This is a genomic window from Aeromonas sp. A35_P, from assembly GCF_002259925.1.
GTDB lineage: Bacteria > Pseudomonadota > Gammaproteobacteria > Enterobacterales > Aeromonadaceae > Aeromonas > Aeromonas dhakensis.
Genome location: NZ_NEVB01000006.1, coordinates 5,183 through 21,953 on the forward strand (window position 1 = coordinate 5,183; position 16,771 = coordinate 21,953).

Consider the following 16,771-nt stretch of genomic DNA (forward strand, 5'->3'; position numbering starts at 1 on the left):
GCGCTTGAGCTGTTCGCTGCGGTAGTGATCGACCCACATGGCGGTGGCGCCGCAGATGGCCACCGGCATCACGAACAGGTTCACCACCGGGATGGCGGAGAAAAGGGTGACCAGGGCGCCGAAGCTCAGGCACTTGCCGCGGCGTTGCTTGAGGGCGTCGCGCATGGTGATGAAGTCGATCTTGTGATTGTCGAACGGATAGTCGACATACTGGATCGCCATCATCCAGGCGCTGAACAGGAACCAGAGCACAGGCGCCAAGGTCTGGCCCACCACCGGAATGAGGAACAGGATCAGGCAGCCGATGGCCTTGGGCAGGTAGTATTTGAGCTTGATCCACTCGCGGCCGAAGGTGCGTGGCACATCCTTGACGATGTCCAGCATGCCGGTGTCGTTGGCGGCCTCGCCAGTGAGCGCCTGCTCCACCTTTTCCGCCAGCAGGCCGTTGAAGGGGGCGGCTATCCAGTTGGCCACCGAGCTGAACAGGAAGGAGAAGACCACCAGTATGGTAATGAGGGCGATGGGCCAGAGCAGGTAGTCCAGCCAGTCGAGCCAGCTCGGGATCTGCTGGTGCAGCCAGGCGAACAGACCATCCAGCTGCAGCAGCAGGGCGTAGAAGGCCCCGGCAAACAGCACGAAGTTGACCAGCAGGGGGATCAGCACGAAGGTGCGGATGCCGGGCTGGCGAATGAGGGAGAAGCCGCGCAGAAAGTAGTCTGCACCGCTGATCGAGTCTTTTACCATACGGGGGGAGTGGCTCATCGGAGCTCCATCTGTTCATGGGAAACTGCCAGCATATTACAAACAAGCTTTTGATTTGGTAAAGTCGCCTGCCCGCCTCCTCTTTATTTCGTTACCGACATAGGCCGCCATGCGTCTGAAATTGATCAAACTCGCCGGCTTCAAGTCGTTTGTCGAGCCGACCCGCATCGAACTCAACGCCGACATGACCGCCGTGGTGGGGCCCAATGGCTGCGGCAAATCCAACGTCATCGACGCCGTGCGCTGGGTGCTGGGGGAGAGCTCCGCCCGCCATCTGCGCGGCGAGAACATGACCGACGTCATCTTCAACGGCTCCGTCAACCGCAGCGCCCACGGCCGCGCCTCGGTGGAGCTGGTGTTCGACAATCCCCACAACCGGGTACCCGGCGAGTTCGGCCGCTTTACCGAGATCTCGGTGCGCCGCGAAGTGCTGCGCGACGGCTCCAATCACTACCAGATCAACGGCCAGAAGTGCCGCCGCAAGGATGTGACCGACCTCTTCCTCGGCACCGGCCTTGGGCCGCGCAGCTACGCCATCATAGAGCAGGGCACCGTCAGCCGGCTGGTGGAATCCCGCCCCGCCGATCTCAAGCTGTTCATGGAAGAGGCCGCCGGGGTCTCCCGCTACAAGGAGCGGCGCCGCGAGACCGAACAGCGCATCCGCCATACCCAGGAGAACCTGGAGCGCCTCGGCGACATCCGCGGCGAACTGGGTTCACGCCTTGAACATCTCAAAGCCCAGGCCGAGACCGCCGAGCGCTACAAGCAGCTCAAGAGCCGCAGTCGCGCTGCCCGCGCCGAGCTGATCGGCTCGGAACTGTGGGCGCTGGAGACGCGTCTGGGCGAGGCCAAGACCGAACTTGCCCAGACCGAGCAGGCGCTGGCGGCGCTCGATGCCAAGCGCACCGCTGATGAGGGGCGCCACGTCACCCTGTCGGTCGCCCGCCAGGAGGCGCAGGCCGAACAGGCAAGCCGTCAGCAACAGATTTTTCTCGGCGGCCAGGCCATCGCCCGCCTCGAGCAGCAGCAACTGCACCAAACCGAACTCGGTCGTGACTGGCAGGCGAGGCGGCAGGCCCTCGGCGAACGCATCGAGGGGCTCAAGACCCAGCTGGCCGACCAGCAGGAACAACTGGGCGAAAGCACTCTGCAGGGGGAGGTAGCATCGGCGCGCCTCGAGCAGTGTGAGCAGTTGCTTACCGACCAGCAGAGCGTGCGCGCGGCGGCGGGCGAGCGGCTCGAGCAGGCGCGCCAGCGCCAGCAGCTGTGGCAGCAGCAGCTTGGCCAGTTGCAGGGGCGGCTCAACCAGACCCGCGCCGAGGTGAACGGCCTGCAGGAGCTGCAGGCCAAGACCCGGCTCGCCCGTCTCAAGCTGGAAGATGAACAGGCCGGCCCCCTCGGCGGGGAGGAGGAGAACCTGCAACCGGCGCTCGATGCGTTGGCGTCGACGCTCTCGTTCTCCCGCGCCCGCCATGAAGAAGCCGAAGCGGCGTGGCAGGCCGGCGTGGCCCGCCACGAAGAGCTCAAGGCTGCGCAGGGGCGCCAGCAGGGCTTGCTGCGCGAGCTGGAGGCGCGCCTCGCCACCCTGGATCAGATCCTGGGGGAGCAGATGGCGGGCGCCATCCTGGCGGATCGGCTGCAGGTTCCCCCCGAGTGGGCCCGAGGGCTGGACAAGGTGCTCGGTCGCTGGCTCACCGCCACCCCGGCGGACGAGTGCAATCTGACGCAATCCGGGCTCTGGATCGGTCCGGCCCGGCCGGCGGTTGCCGGTACCCTGGCGGCGCAACTGGGCGGTGAGCACATTCCCGCCTTCCTCAACGCCATCTGGCTGGCAGAGAGCCGGGAGGAGGCGCAGGCCCGCCTGCACAGCCTCTCTGCTGGTGAGTCGCTGCTCACTCCGGCCGGCGACTGGTTCGGCCCCAACTGGGCGGATCTGGGGGAGGGCGTGGCCCTCGGCACCCAGGCGTTGCTCGGCGAACGTGAGCGGTTGCACAGCGAGCTGGTCGCGGGCCGGGAGGCGCTGCGCCGACTCGATGAGCTGCTTGCCGCCGCCGATGCGGCGCGGGCCCAGCTGCACAGCGCCCATGAACTGGCCCAGCGCACCCTGCGCGAGCAGGAGCAGCAGTGGCAGCAACTGCGTGAGGCCTGGAGCCTGCGTGAAGGGCAGCGCCAGGCGCGGTTGCAGCGCCTCGGCCAGCTGGGAGAGGAGTTGATCCGGCTGGATAAGGAGCAGGCTGAGGAGGCGCAGCGGCTGGTGTCGGCCGGGGAGCGGCTTGAGCAGGATGAAGCGGCCCTTGGCGAGCTGCAGGAGCAGGGGGAGCTGCTTGCCGAGGCGCTTCTGCTCGCCCAGGAGCAGGCGAGCACGGCGGATCGCGCTGTGGAAGAGGCCCGCCTGCGTCGTGAGCAGCAGCAAGCCGCCTGCCAGCGGCTGCAACTGGAGCAGCAGAATCAGCGCCAACTCATCACCCTGCGCGAGCAGGAGCTGGCCCGCCTCGGGCTGGAGCTGGCCGAACTCAAGGAGCCGGGGGCCACTTCGAGTCAGGATCTGTCGCCCCTGCTGGCCGAGCAGCGCAGCCTTGAGGCGCAGCAACTTGCCTGTCATCAGCGGCTTGCAGAATTGGAGCGCCAGCTGACCGAGCTGGAGCAGGCCAGAAGCGCCGATCACAAGCAGCTGGTGCAGATACAGGAGAAGCTGGCGACCCTGCGGCTCGAGCGCGAACGCAACCTCACCCGCCGGCAGGGGTTGCACGAGCAGTTCGAAGAGCTGGGGGTACGGCTGGTGGATCTCGATCAGGCGGTGCTGATAGCGGCTGATCGCGGCAAGCTGCGCCAGGAGATCCAGACCCTGGAGGCGCAGGTGGAGGCGCTTGGCGCCATCAACCTGGCGGCGCTGGAGGAGTATGAAGAGGCGAAAACCCGCGCAAGTTACCTGGAAAACCAGTGCCAGGATCTGGAGCTGGCGCTGGAAACCTTGAGCCAAGCCATTAAAAGAATTGATAAAGAGACACAAATACGCTTCCGTGACACTTTCGATAAGGTCAACGAAGATTTAAAATCCCTGTTTCCAAAAGTGTTCGGTGGGGGCAGTGCCTGGCTTGAGCTCACCTCCGATGATCTTTTGGAGGCCGGAGTGAGCATCATGGCGAGACCTCCGGGTAAGAAGAATTCTACCATTGCCCTGCTTTCCGGGGGGGAGAAGGCGTTAACCGCTCTTGCGCTGGTTTTTGCCATCTTCAGACTCAATCCGGCACCTTTTTGTCTGCTGGATGAGGTGGATGCACCGCTCGATGAAGTGAACGTCGGTCGCTTCTGTTCTCTTGTCAAAGAGATGTCGAGCACAGTACAGTTCGTTTACATCAGTCATAATAAGGTCTCCATGGAGATGGCTGAGCAGCTGGTTGGCGTCACGATGCAAGAGCCCGGGGTTTCGCGCATAGTGTCGGTCGATATCGGTGAAGCCGTCGCTTTGGCTGAGCAAAACTAGAAAGAGAAGCAGCTAATGCAGGAATTGCGTTACATCTTGGTTGCCCTGGGCGGTATTGCCATCGCGGCATTGCTCATTCACGGGTTGTGGAGCAACAGAAAGAATCGTCAGGCACCGATCAAAGAGAAACCTCTGGGTCGGATGGAATCCAAATCACGGGACCGTGACAACGACGCCTTCGACAGCGATGGCATCGGTCAGGTGCGAGTGGTCAGCGGTGGCCGTCGTGCCGAGCCCAAGCTCCACCATGATGAACCTCGCCAGCCGGACGTCAGCCGTCGCGCCCCCGCGCCCGCCTTCGATGATGAAGAAGATGATGACGCCGATCTGCCGCCGCCCGTGGTACGCAAGCCCGCCGCTCGCCCCGTGCCCCCGCCTCCCGTCTATGAAGAGGAGGAGTATGAGGAGCCGGTCGCCGAGCCCGTCGAGGAGGCGCCCGCCGCGCCGGTACGCAAGCCTGCCCAGGTGATCCGTCGTACCCCGGTTCACCGTTCTCGTCCCCAGCGCGAGCCGCTGCTGCAGCCGCTGGACGAAGAGCCGCTGGTAGAGCCAGCCTACGCCACCGCACCCACCTTCGGTGCCCGTGAACAGGCCCAGGCCGCCGCACCCGAATACAAGGCGCAGCCCCGTTACGCAGCCCCCGAGCCTGCCTACGAGGAGCCTGCCTATGAAGAGCCCGCGCAGGAGCCGCAGATCGAACGCCAGCCGGTCGAGAAGATCTGGCAGGATGTCTATGTCATCAACCTGATGGCGCGCCCCGGCCACGAACTGCAAGGCGGCACCCTGATCTCTTCCCTGCTGGCGCTGGGCTTCAAGTTTGGCGAGATGGACATCTTCCATCGCCACGAAGATCTCAACGGCAAGGGGGAAGTGCTCTTCTCCATGATCAACATGGTCAAGCCGGGTACCTTCAACCCGTACCGGATGGAGCAGTTCAGCACCCCGGGCGTGTCGCTCTTCATGCAACTGCCGCTGCGCAGCAACGCCGCCTTTGCCTTCGAGCACATGCTGCAGTCTGCCGACCAGCTGGCCAGCGATCTCGATGCCATGCTGACTGACATGGACCGCAGCCCGCTGAGCGACGAGACCATCGCCCGTTACCGGCACGAGCTGGCCGCCTACGAGGCCAGTCGCGACTGATACGCCATGCGGGTCTAATGAAGCAAAAGTGCGGTACCCAGGTGCCGCATTTTTATTGGTCCGCTGGCCGGTTTTTCCATCACACTTCGAGACTTTTTCATGAGCGATATCCTCTCCCGCCACCGTCAACTGTGTGAGCTGCTGATCGAGTACGGTCATCAGTACTATGTGCTGGACAACCCCACGGTGCCGGACGCCGAATATGACCGCCTGATGCGCGAGCTGATCGCGCTGGAGGCCGAGCATCCCGAGCTGAAAACCCCGGCCTCGCCGAGCGTGCGGGTGGGCGGTCAGCCGCTCACCGCCTTCAAGCAGGTGCGCCACGAGATCCCCATGCTGAGTCTGGACAACGTGTTCAGCAGCGAAGAGCTGCAGGCGTTCGAACAGCGCATGAGCGATCGCCTCAAGCGGGAGGTGAACTTCACCTTCTGTTGCGAGCCCAAGCTGGATGGTCTGGCGGTGAGCCTGCTCTACGTGGATGGCCAGCTGGTGCAGGCCGCTACCCGCGGTGATGGCACTACGGGTGAGGAGATCACCGAGAACGTGCGCACCATCAAGGCCATTCCCCTGACCCTGCGTGGCGAGGGGTGGCCGGCAAGGCTGGAGGTGCGCGGCGAGGTCTTCATGCCCAAGGCGGGGTTCGAGGCGATGAACGCCAGGGCGCTGGCCGCCGGCGAGAAGGTGTTCGTCAATCCGCGCAACGCCGCCGCTGGCAGCCTGCGCCAGCTCGACTCGCGCATCACTGCCAGCCGTCCCCTGAGCTTTTACGCCTACGGTGTCGGTGTTGGCGGCGAGCTGCTGGGGGATTCCCACTACGGCCGCCTCACCCGGCTCAACACCTGGGGGCTGCCGCTCAGCCCGGAGGTGAAGCTGAAAGAGGGCGCCGCTGGTTGCCAGGCCTTCCACGATGACATCCTGGCCCGCCGTGGCGAACTGCCCTACGAGATTGACGGCGTGGTCTACAAGGTGGATGCCATTCCCCTGCAAGAGGAGCTAGGCTTCGTGGCCCGTGCGCCGCGCTGGGCCACCGCCCACAAGTTCCCGGCCCAGGAGGAGATGACGGAGCTTGAGAACGTCGAGTTCCAGGTCGGTCGCACCGGCGCCGTGACCCCGGTGGCCAAGCTCAAACCCGTGTTCGTCGGCGGCGTCACCGTCTCCAACGCCACCTTGCACAATGCCGACGAGATCGAACGCCTCGGCGTGATGATCGGCGACACCGTGATCGTGCGCCGGGCCGGGGACGTGATCCCGCAGATCGTGGCGGTGGTGGAGGCCCAGCGCCCGGCAGATGCCCGTGAAATTCTGTTCCCGACCGAGTGCCCGGTGTGCGGCTCGGCGGTGGAGCGGCTGGAGGGGGAGGCGGTGGCCCGCTGCTCCGGCGGCCTGTTCTGCGAAGCGCAGCGCAAGGAGGCGATCAAGCACTTTGCCGCCCGCCGCGCCATGGACGTAGACGGCCTTGGCGACAAGATAGTCGAGCAGCTGGTGGACAAGGGACTGGTGAAGACCCCGGCCGATCTGTTCGGCCTCAACGCCATCCAGCTGGCCGGGCTTGAGCGGATGGGACAAAAGTCCGCGCTCAATCTGGTGGCGGCCATCGATGCGGCCCGCAGCACCACGCTGCCCCGCTTCCTGTTTGCGCTGGGGATCCGCGAAGTGGGAGAGGCGACTGCCTTGAACCTCGCCAACCACTTCCTCACCCTGGACGCCCTGCGTGCCGCCTCGGTAGAGCAGCTGCTGGAGGTGGCCGACGTGGGGGACGTGGTGGCCAAGCATGTCTACTACTTCCTGCGCCAACCCCACAACATCGAGGTGCTGGAGGCGCTGCTGGCCGCCGGTATCCACTGGCCGGCCATCGAGAAGAAGGAAGCCGCACAGCAGCCCTTCGCCGGCAAGACCTTCGTGCTGACCGGCACCCTCACCACCTTGTCGCGCAACGATGCCAAGGCGGCGCTGCAGGCGCTTGGCGCCAAGGTGGCGGGCTCTGTGTCGGCCAAGACCGATGTGCTGGTGGCGGGGGAGGCGGCAGGCTCCAAGCTGGCCAAGGCGCAGGAGCTCGGCATCACCGTCTGGACCGAAGAGGAGTTGCAGCAGGCGCTGCAGGGCTGAGTCGCTGCTTCAACCAGATAAACAAAGAACCCGGCATGGCCGGGTTCTTTGTTATAAGGGCAATGATCCGCGCTCAATCACGCCAGAGGATCTTGTAGCGCCACTTGTCGGGCAGGGTGAGCTGCCAGCGGGCCAGCTCGCTCTTGCTGAATACATACTCGCCGCGCAGGGCGGCACGGGGCGCCAGATTCTTGGGCTGGGCCCCATCCAGGATGGCATTGACCAGCTCGGCCGCCTTGGCCCCCTGGTCGTGCCCATCCAGCACCAGGCCGCCGATGGCCTTGCCCTTGCCCACAGTAAACTCCCAGAAGCAGAACAGCGGCACCGGGCTGTGGGCACTGGTCCACTCCAGCACCTGGCGTTCATCCACGTGGCGACCCTGCTCATCGATGAGGGTGTGGTAGAGGCCGATAAAGATCGCCTGATAGCCGTTCTGCCTGGCGTTGAGCACGGCCTCCTGCCACAGGTCGTAGTCGCCGATGAGCTGGCTGTTGACCCGGGTCTGGCCGACCAGCAACTCGGTCTGGGTCTTGAACTCGTCTTCGATGGCGGTCAGGGCCACGTAGCTCGAATCAAACAACACCAGTGCCTTCTTGATCCCCCCCATCAGCTGGCTCATCTCGCTGATGTTGCGCTTGAGCAGGGGGCGTTCCAGCACGCCGGTGATCTTGGGGTGGCCGACGAACCCCTTGTTGCGCGGATTCTCGTTCATGCCGAGAAACACGACCGGGGTACCGAGGGAGGCGATGCTGGTGGCCAGGTAGTTGATGGCGTTGTCATCGCCGAGCACCACCAGATCCGGTTTCACTTGGTGGTAGTAGGCGAGCGCCTGCTCGGCGATCTGATCGAACTCTTCGACGGGGCGGTGCTTGGTGTCCATGTAGAAGTGGCTGATGTGGTGCTCACCCTTGAGGTTGGCTACCAGGCTGGCGTTGTAGCTCTGATCCCACAGGTATTCGGGATGGTAGCTGCTGATCACCAGGATCTCGGCCGCCCACAGCCGCAGCGACAGGGGAAACAACAGCAGTAGCAGCAACAAAGGCTTGGTCATATGGCTTCCCATCGGCACAGAGGTGTTGTCATTCATTATGTTCACTCCTGGGCCAGCCGGTGCCGGTCAATTACTGTCGGAGGGGAAATCTTTTTCTCGCTGGCCGGTATCGGGCGCCAGCCCGCACCAGGCTTGGGTGTGGTCTCGTATGGCGCCTTTCATGGCTGGTCGGGAACTGCGCCACTCGCCTCAAAACCTGTTCTGGATCAAGAAATACGACCCCGCTTTGGTGCCTAATAGACACCACATATAGGGCTTCATTCGTTTTTAATCCCTATATGTTGTGTTATTAAGCTGTGTAAAAGCTGTTCCCTTCTCGTCGTCAGCCCAGGCTTGTCAAGCCTCGGCTGAATTTATTTGCGCCCAGGACGAGGCGTGGAGAAGGGGGCCAAACAAGGGTAAGCCGAGGGCGAGAGCCTGGCCTTTTTAACGGGGAAACTCCATGAAACCGGTTGTGATCAAACGTGATGGATGTCGCGCACCATTCAATGCCCAGCTGATTGCCGAGGCGGTGGGCCGAGCGGCGGAGGCGGTCAATCAGGCCAGTCCGGCGCTGGCAGAGCGCATTGCCGCCGCCGTCAGCCAGGAGCTGGAAGGGCGGGGAGAAGTGGACATCCACGAGATCCAGAACCGGGTCGAGAACCACCTGATGGCCTCCGACGACAAGGCCATCGCCCGTGCCTACATCGAATACCGTCACGACCGGGATCAGGCCCGCGAGGCCCGCGGCCGGCTGGCCCAGGAGATCCGCGGCCTGGTGGAGCAGACCAACGCGGCCCTGCTCAACGAGAACGCCAACAAGGACTCCAAGGTGATCCCGACCCAGCGCGATCTGCTGGCGGGCATCGTCGCCAAACACTACGCCACCAGCCACATGCTGCCCCGCGACGTGGTGCAGGCCCACGAGAGTGGCGATCTGCACTTCCACGACCTCGACTACTCCCCCTTCTTCCCCATGTTCAACTGCATGTTGATCGACCTGAAGGGGATGCTGACCCACGGCTTCAAGATGGGCAATGCGGAGATCGACACCCCCAAGTCCATCAGCACCGCCACCGCGGTCACCGCCCAGATCATCGCCCAGGTGGCGAGCCACATCTATGGTGGCACCACCATCAACCGCATCGACGAAGTGTTGGCTCCCTACGTGACCATCAGCTGGGAGAAGCACCGGGAAGTGGCACTGGAATGGGGCATCGGTGATGTGGATGCCTACGCCATGGCCCGCACCGAGAAGGAGTGCTACGACGCCTTCCAGTCGCTGGAATATGAGGTGAACACCCTGCACACCGCCAACGGTCAGACTCCGTTCGTCACCTTCGGCTTTGGCCTGGGCGACAGCTGGCAGTCACGCCTCATCCAGCGCGCGATCCTGAGCAACCGCATCGCCGGCCTTGGCAAGAACAAGAAGACCGCCGTGTTCCCGAAACTGGTGTTCGCCATCAAGGATGGCCTCAACCATCGGCCGGGCGATCCCAACTACGACATCAAGCAGCTGGCGCTGGAGTGCGCCTCCAAGCGGATGTACCCGGACATCCTCAACTACGACCAGGTGGTCAAGGTGACCGGCTCCTTCAAGACCCCCATGGGCTGCCGCTCCTTCCTCGGTGCCTACGAGGAGCAGGGCGAGCTGGTCCACGAAGGGCGCAACAACTTAGGGGTGGTGAGCCTCAACCTGCCGCGCATTGCCCTCAAATCCCGCGATGAAGCGGATTTCTGGGACAAGCTGGACGCCGCCCTGCGGGTGGCCAAGACCGCACTGATGTACCGCATCAAGCGCCTGGACGGCGTCAAGGCCCGGGTCGCGCCCATCCTCTACATGGAAGGGGCCTGCGGCGTGCGCCTCAAGGCGGACGACAATGTCAGCGAGATCTTCAAGCACGGTCGCGCCTCCATTTCCCTTGGCTATATCGGGGTGCACGAGACCATCAACGCCCTGTTTGGTGACAAGATTCACCTGTTTGACAGCGCCGAGCTCCAGCGGAAGGCCATCGCCATCGTCGAGCGCCTCAAGGCCGCCACCGACGAGTGGAAGGAGGAGACCGGCTACGGCTTCAGCCTCTACTCCACCCCGAGCGAGAACCTCTGCTCCCGCTTCTGCCGCATCGACGCCAAGGAGTTTGGCGTGGTGGCGGGGGTGACCGACAAGGGCTACTACACCAACAGCTTCCACCTCGACGTGGAGAAGCAGGTGAACCCGTACGACAAACTGGACTTCGAGGCGCCCTATCCGCCCATCGCCAGCGGCGGTTTCATCTGCTACGGCGAGTACCCCAACATCCAGCACAACCTGGAAGCGCTGGAGAACGTCTGGGATTACAGCTACGACAAGGTGCCCTACTACGGTACCAACACCCCCATCGACGAGTGCTACGAGTGCGGCTTTACCGGCGAGTTCGAGTGCACCTCCAAAGGCTTCACCTGCCCGCGCTGCGGCAACCACGATCCGGCCAAGGTGTCGGTGACCCGCCGGGTCTGTGGCTACCTCGGCAGCCCGGATGCGCGCCCCTTCAACGCGGGCAAGCAGGAAGAGGTGAAGCGCCGCGTCAAACATATGTAAGTGCGGTAACGATGAAGCGCTGGCCCCTGTTGCAAGGGGCCATTTTCATGGGATGACGACCGTTTACCCCCATGAAGGAGGCAGGAAACAAGCGATGCACTACCACCAGTACTACCCGGTCGATGTGATCAACGGCCCCGGCACCCGTGCCACCCTGTTCGTCTCGGGCTGCGAGCACCAGTGCCCCGGCTGCTACAACCAGAGCACCTGGCGGCTCGATGGTGGCAAGCCGTTCGATCAGGCGATGAGCGATCGCGTCATCGCGGATCTCAAGGATGCGCGCATCAAGCGGCGGGGTCTGTCGCTCTCCGGCGGCGATCCGCTCCACCCCGCCAACGTGCCGCATGTGCTGGCGCTGGTGAAACGGGTGCGCGCCGAGTGCCCCGGCAAGGACATCTGGTGCTGGACCGGCTATCTGCTTGGCGAGCTCAGCCCGGCCCAGCGCGAGCTGGTGGCCTTGCTGGACGTGCTGGTGGACGGCAAGTTCGAGCAGGGGCTGGCGGATCCCGGTCTGCTCTGGCGTGGCAGCAGCAATCAGCAGATCCACGACCTCAATGCCTGGCGGGAGGGAGGGGAACGGATACCCTGTCTGGTTTGCAGTTGAGGCCAGGGATGTTTATGGTTAGCCCATTCCAATCCCTGTGACATCGTTGACGAGGAAATCCGAGATGAACAATCTGCTCAAGATCCTGCTGGCCATCTTCCTGCCGCCGGTCTGTGCCTTTATCCAGGTGGGCTTCAGCCTGCACTTTTTGATCAACATAGTGCTGACCCTGCTCGGCGGCTTGCCCGGCATGGTGCACGCTCTCTGGCTGGTGGTCAGCGACAAGCGCGGCTGAGCCGGACACCTCAAGAGGCCAACCCCTGGGTTGGCCTTTTTGTTGCCCGCCAGATGGGGGCTTCCCGAATGAGCACTTTCGTCCGACACTGGACGCCGCTCAATGGAACGGCCGTTCAAGGAGCTGAACGGTGCAACGAAGAGGGAGTGTCGAGTGCGTTTTAAGGGGTTGTTGCTGTGGGCCACCCTGGGCCTGCTGGGGGACTGTGCCAGCCCGAGCCCGACCGTGAAGCTGAACCAGCCTCCGGTGGATGTCACCTGGGAAGAGCTGCCCAGATACTGGGTGCTGGTGGGGGACATAGGCGTCTTCCGCCCGGTCGGAGGGCTGCCGGAGAAGAGGCCGGTCAAGGGGTATGTGAAGCTCCGCTATCTCATCGATTCCAATGGCAATCTGTTCAGCCCTGAAGTCCTGGCATCAGAGCCACCCGGCGTGCTGGATCTCATCGCCATCTCCGGGCTGGCGAAGATGCGCTACCGGGTATCCGAGCAGAATCCGCAAGCCATCCCGGCTCGGGTGGAAGCCAGATTCGAAGTGGAAGTGAAATGATAAACACCCCGGCCAGGCCGGGGTGTTGCGTCTCTGCGGTGCGCCATGGCGGCGCCAGGTTTACTGCTGCTTGCAGCCGTTGTAGACGCTCTGCCACTCCCCGTCCTTGTCGCGCATCTCGACAAAGCCCTCGTCGCCCTTGTTCCACCAGACGGCCTCGTGATCGTCGGTGTAGCGGGCGCCGGAGGCAGAAACGCTCTGCGGCAGGGTGTAATCCTTGCCGTCCGGCAGCGCCAGCTTGACGAAGTTCAGGCTCTGATCGGAGAGGGTGAAGTAGCGCACCTGTACCCGTTGGCCCTGCTCGCACAGATAGGTGACGGGGTCGCCGCCGGTCACGCTCAGGGTGTCGGCGCCGCGTTCGCAGCCGCTCAGCAGGGTCAGGGTCGTGATGCCCAGCAGCAGAAGGTTGGCGTGCTTCATGTTGATTCTCCATCGGTGTCATCCGGGCGTGATCCTAACAGCTTGCCCAAGGGGGGCAATGCCGCTCGACCCGGCTTGCGTCGATATGCGTCCATGGGCGTCAAAAGAAGCACCAATGAGTGCGGGCTCAATGCAGGCCTAGTCTGGCCTCGAAGGCGCGCAACAGCGCCTCGTAGGTGCCGTTGTTCTTGATCTTCTGCAGCCCCTCTTCGAAGCGACTGGCCATCTCCTCACCCCGGGGGTGGGCGCGGGAGAAGGCGAGCCAGAAACCGTCGGTGGAGATCTTGCCCACCTTGACCACCTTCCCGCTCAGCTGTTTCTGCTGGATCTTGAGGTAGCCCGGCATCTCGTTCATCAGGATGTAGTCGACCCGGCCGCGCACCAGCATCTCGATGATCTGGGTGTCTGACTTGGCCTGGAAGCGGGTGATCCTGGGGTTTTCCATGAAGTCGGTGGGGTAGGTGTAGCCGAGGGTGATGCCCACCGTCTTCTGTTCCAGCGAGGTGAGCTTGAGATCCCGGCGCGGTTCGCTGGCCAGGGCGAAGATGGCGAGATCCTCCTCGAACATGGGGGTCTCGTGCCAGAAGTACTGGTAACGGTTCTCCTCGGTAATGGTGGCATCGAAGCAGCCTAACACCTTGTCGCTGCGCGCCTCGTACATGCAGCGGGCGAAGGGGATGGTGCGAAACGCCACCTCGACCCCCTCGGCGGCAAAGGCTGCCTTCACCAGCTCGGGGGCCAGCCCCCGCGGCTGGCCGCACTGCTTGTCGAGAGAGCTGTAGGGCGCCCAGTCATCTTCCGCGGCGATCAGCACAGACTCGGCCCGGGCGCTTCCCACCATCAGCAGAAGACAGATAACCAGCCAGTGAATGTGGGTTGCGTGTGTCATGGTCTCTCTCCCGTTGCCAACTGCCCTAGCAAGCATAGTTGCTGGGGCTGGCCGCAGGCGCTGCCAGATACAGGGCAAAAAAACGCCCCGGTAGGCATAGCGGGGCGAAAGGCAGCACATCCTTGAGCTAACAACAGGGGGTCAATAACCGAACCGGGTGGCCTCGAAACGGTTAAGCAGTCGGTGGATGAGGTAACAGGCCAGCAGGGTGGCGACGATGGCAAACAGGATGCTGCTGACCCGGTAGAGGGCGCTGAACACCAGATCGTTGCCGGGCGTCAGGTACTGGCCAAACAGGATGCCGAGGGTGGTGAGGGCGCCGAAGCCGACTCCGGAACCGCTCGCCTCCTTCACATGGGCATGACTGAACAGCATGGCGCCGAGCCAGAGCAAGGGGGCGACCAGGATCAGCAGCCCGGACCAGTCGTAGAGCACCAGCTGGCCGACCAGGCCGAAGCTCACCCCGAGCAGGGTGCCCATGGCCCGCTTGCGGGCATAGCTCAGGGCACCGTCCCAGTGCATGGGGAATAGCACCAGCAGGGTGGTAGCCTGGGCCGACATGGAGTCCCGCAGATCGAAGAGCTGGAACACCATGAAGGAGAGGGTGGCGATGCTGGCGCCAAGCAGCGCCTCGTGCCGCATCCGATGCGGTGCCTTGGGAGAGGGGGCCGGCCCGGGGCGCTCCTCCACGTCGGGGATGAGCGCCGTCATCAGGTAGGCGATGAGCACCGACAGCACGCTGGCCCACAGGTTGCTGAAGATGAGGTCGTTGAGATCGGTCTGCGGGTAGCTGGCAAAGTGCAGCATGATGCTGAGACTCAGCACCCCGTTGGCACCGAACAGAAACAGGCTGCCCCGCGACATGGCGGCGAAACGGTAGAGAAACAGCAGGAAGGCGATGGGGATCATCAGGCCGGGGTGGCCGCCAAACAGCCCCCCCAGCAGCCCCACTTCCAGCCCGCAGACCACGGCGGCGGCGATCAGCTGGCGGGCGGCATGACCGTTCATCACCGGCACCATGCCCAGCAGCAGCACAGGTGTCACCGTGTAGAAGACGCCGTAGTTCCAGCCGAACAGCTTGCAGAGCAGAAAGCCGCTGGTGCTGCCAAAGGCGATGCGCAGGCATTGGCGCAGTTCATTGGCGGTGAGGGGTCTGTGCCACAGGTTCATTGCCGTCACCTCAGTAGATGTAGTGCAGCAGGCTGAGCAGGCGGATCTGGGCGCGGGCCAGCAGCCCGGTCAGGGCGTTGTCGGGCAGCAGCTGCACGGTGGCGCGGGCGCCGGCCGGCAGATGGGCGGGCAGCTGTTCCAGCGCCAGATGCAGGCGCAGACGCTGGGCGTCGCGCACCCAGCGATCCGACTCGGTGGGGCTGGCCAGCTGGCCGTTGGCATCGAACTGACCGGCGCTGACCCCGGCATCCAGGCTGGTGACCCGGGCGGGATAGAGGCGGCCCGGCTCGCCGTCAAAGGCGACCAGGGCCAGGCTGTCCTGATCAACGTGGCGCAGGCTCTTCTCGCGAAAATCGGCGATCACGTCCACCTGCTCGGAGACCAGCGCCAGCAGCGGGGCGCCCGCCGCGGCGAAGCTGCCCGGCTTGAGCTGCAGGTTGGTGATGATGCCGTCCTGGCTGGCGTGGACCCGGCTGTAGGCGAGGTTGAGCTCGGCCTGGGCGAGGCGGTTGCGAGCCTGGCGCAGCAGCAGGTTGTCGTCGCCGGGCAGGCCGCGGTTGACCCTGGCCTGGGTCATGCGCGCCTTGCTGGCCAGCAGGTTGGCCTGGGCGGTGCGAAACGCGCTGTCGGCATCATCCTTCTGCTGCTCGGAGACCATGTGGCGGCGATAGAGGGCGTCGATGCGCTCCGCTTCCCGCAGCTTGAGGGCGGCCTGGGTCTGCAACGAGCTGAAATCGGCGCTGGCGGCGTTGAGGGTGGCATCAAGCTGGCGATTCTGCTGCTCGGCCTGGGCCAGGGCGAGGCGAGCCTGCTCTACCGCCAGCTCGAAGGGGGCCGGGTCGAGGGCAAACAGCAGGTCGCCCTGTTTGACGTGCTGGTTGTTGGCGACGGCCACTTCCATCACCTTGCCGCTGACCTGGGGTGCCATCTTGGTGACGACGCGGGTTGCCATGGCTTGCGGGGTGAGCGGCATCTTGAGGTCGGCCAGCAGGAAATAGGCAAAGACCAGCACGAAAGCGCCCATGGCCCATTTGATCCAGCGTTGGAATTGTTGATCCGGGGTCATCTCATTCTCTCTCTTCACTCTGCGCACCTATCTTGCCGAGGGCATTGGCACAGATGCGGTGCACGATATCTTCAAACTGTTCCAGCTCCCGCTGGCTGATGCCGGCGAGCAGCTCCCGGCGTATCTCCATGATGCGATCTTCAATCTGGTCGAGCAGCGCCTTGCCGGCCGGGGTCAGGGTGACGATGCGGGCCCGCTTGTCCTGGCTGCAGCAGTGGCGTTCCACCAGCCCCTGCTCTTCCAGCTGGCCCAGGGTGCGCATCAGGGAGGGAAGTTCGATCTCCAGCGCCTCGGCCAGGGTCTTCTGGCTGAGGTGGCCGCCGAGCCGGCTCAGCTTCCACAGCGCCGTCCAGCGGGGATGAGTCAGGCCGAGGGGGGCCAGCTCGAGATCGGCCACGGTGCGCCACAACCGATGCAGCCGGCCGACCCGCTCGGCGAGGGAGAGCTCGCGCAGCATTTCCAGGTCCTTCATCATGGGGGTGTCTCCTTTTACTTAGCTTGCTAAGCATTGTGATTGTTTAGCAGGCTAAGTAAATAGTGTGATCACGATCTTGTTTATGAAATTTGGAGGTAGGTCTCTCGTGGAGCTCAAGCTGCATGGGTGAAAGGGGTGAGCCGGGCTCTGTGGCCCCTTTGAGTGAATCAGAAGGCTGGATATGGTCGGCAGGGCCCGGCGAAATAAAGAGAGTCGTTTATTGGGATGGCATGAAAATAGTCACAGCGTTTTATGTGCACCTT

Annotated in this window: 14 protein-coding genes; 7 read left to right on the top strand and 7 right to left on the bottom strand. The window is 63.7% G+C overall.

The annotated features are described in order from the left end of the window. A partial coding sequence (gene cysZ / locus CAK78_RS00495) for a sulfate transporter CysZ (RefSeq protein ID WP_017779872.1) occupies window positions 1–762 on the bottom strand: 762 nt, incomplete at its 3' end. 109 nt (window positions 763–871) lie between these two features. Between cysZ and CAK78_RS00500 the strand changes: the two genes are divergently transcribed. The 3 genes from CAK78_RS00500 to ligA all read left to right on the top strand — a co-directional run bounded on the left by CAK78_RS00500 (window position 872) and on the right by ligA (window position 7,492). Beyond that, on the top strand, window positions 872–4,246 hold the full coding sequence (locus CAK78_RS00500; RefSeq protein ID WP_094696021.1) for an AAA family ATPase: 3,375 nt from the start codon (window positions 872–874) through the stop codon (window positions 4,244–4,246). A 15-nt stretch (window positions 4,247–4,261) separates the two neighbouring features. After that, a complete protein-coding gene (gene zipA / locus CAK78_RS00505; protein WP_094696022.1) occupies window positions 4,262–5,386 on the top strand; it encodes a cell division protein ZipA in 1,125 nt (374 codons plus the stop codon). Between the two features lie 99 nt (window positions 5,387–5,485). Next, window positions 5,486–7,492 (top strand): NAD-dependent DNA ligase LigA, encoded by a 2,007-nt coding sequence (ligA, locus tag CAK78_RS00510; RefSeq protein ID WP_094696023.1) that lies wholly within the window; start codon window positions 5,486–5,488, stop codon window positions 7,490–7,492. A 73-nt stretch (window positions 7,493–7,565) separates the two neighbouring features. Here the strand turns inward: ligA and CAK78_RS00515 are convergent, their stop codons facing one another. Next, window positions 7,566–8,579 (bottom strand): ABC transporter substrate-binding protein, encoded by a 1,014-nt coding sequence (locus CAK78_RS00515; RefSeq protein WP_176452620.1) that lies wholly within the window; start codon window positions 8,577–8,579, stop codon window positions 7,566–7,568. A gap of 406 nt (window positions 8,580–8,985) precedes the next feature. On the opposite strand from CAK78_RS00515, the gene nrdD reads away from it, so the two are divergent. The 4 genes from nrdD (at window position 8,986) to CAK78_RS00535 (ending at window position 12,488) form a co-directional block, all read left to right on the top strand. Then, a complete protein-coding gene (gene nrdD / locus CAK78_RS00520) occupies window positions 8,986–11,103 on the top strand; it encodes an anaerobic ribonucleoside-triphosphate reductase (protein WP_094696024.1) in 2,118 nt (705 codons plus the stop codon). A 94-nt stretch (window positions 11,104–11,197) separates the two neighbouring features. Next, a complete protein-coding gene (nrdG, locus tag CAK78_RS00525) occupies window positions 11,198–11,707 on the top strand; it encodes an anaerobic ribonucleoside-triphosphate reductase-activating protein (protein ID WP_094696025.1) in 510 nt (169 codons plus the stop codon). 64 nt (window positions 11,708–11,771) lie between these two features. Beyond that, entirely contained in the window at window positions 11,772–11,942 is a 171-nt protein-coding gene (locus CAK78_RS00530) for a YqaE/Pmp3 family membrane protein (RefSeq protein WP_005343870.1), read from the top strand. A gap of 153 nt (window positions 11,943–12,095) precedes the next feature. Then, the gene (locus CAK78_RS00535; protein WP_094696026.1) at window positions 12,096–12,488 is read left to right on the top strand and encodes an energy transducer TonB; all 393 of its coding nucleotides are present in this window, start codon (window positions 12,096–12,098) and stop codon (window positions 12,486–12,488) included. Between the two features lie 60 nt (window positions 12,489–12,548). Here the strand turns inward: CAK78_RS00535 and CAK78_RS00540 are convergent, their stop codons facing one another. From CAK78_RS00540 to slyA, 5 genes are all read right to left on the bottom strand, one after another. Beyond that, on the bottom strand, window positions 12,549–12,908 hold the full coding sequence (locus CAK78_RS00540; RefSeq protein ID WP_094696027.1) for an MliC family protein: 360 nt from the start codon (window positions 12,906–12,908) through the stop codon (window positions 12,549–12,551). Window positions 12,909–13,035: 127 nt separating this feature from the next. Continuing rightward, on the bottom strand, window positions 13,036–13,797 hold the full coding sequence (locus CAK78_RS00545; protein ID WP_094696028.1) for a substrate-binding periplasmic protein: 762 nt from the start codon (window positions 13,795–13,797) through the stop codon (window positions 13,036–13,038). Window positions 13,798–13,938: 141 nt separating this feature from the next. Next, window positions 13,939–14,967, bottom strand: a complete 1,029-nt coding sequence (locus CAK78_RS00550) for a DUF2955 domain-containing protein (RefSeq protein WP_094696029.1) — start codon at window positions 14,965–14,967, stop codon at window positions 13,939–13,941. A gap of 10 nt (window positions 14,968–14,977) precedes the next feature. Further along, on the bottom strand, window positions 14,978–16,033 hold the full coding sequence (locus CAK78_RS00555; protein WP_005303344.1) for an HlyD family secretion protein: 1,056 nt from the start codon (window positions 16,031–16,033) through the stop codon (window positions 14,978–14,980). 1 nt (window position 16,034) lies between these two features. Next, window positions 16,035–16,508, bottom strand: a complete 474-nt coding sequence (slyA, locus tag CAK78_RS00560; RefSeq protein WP_010634735.1) for a transcriptional regulator SlyA — start codon at window positions 16,506–16,508, stop codon at window positions 16,035–16,037. Window positions 16,509–16,771 lie beyond the last annotated feature (263 nt).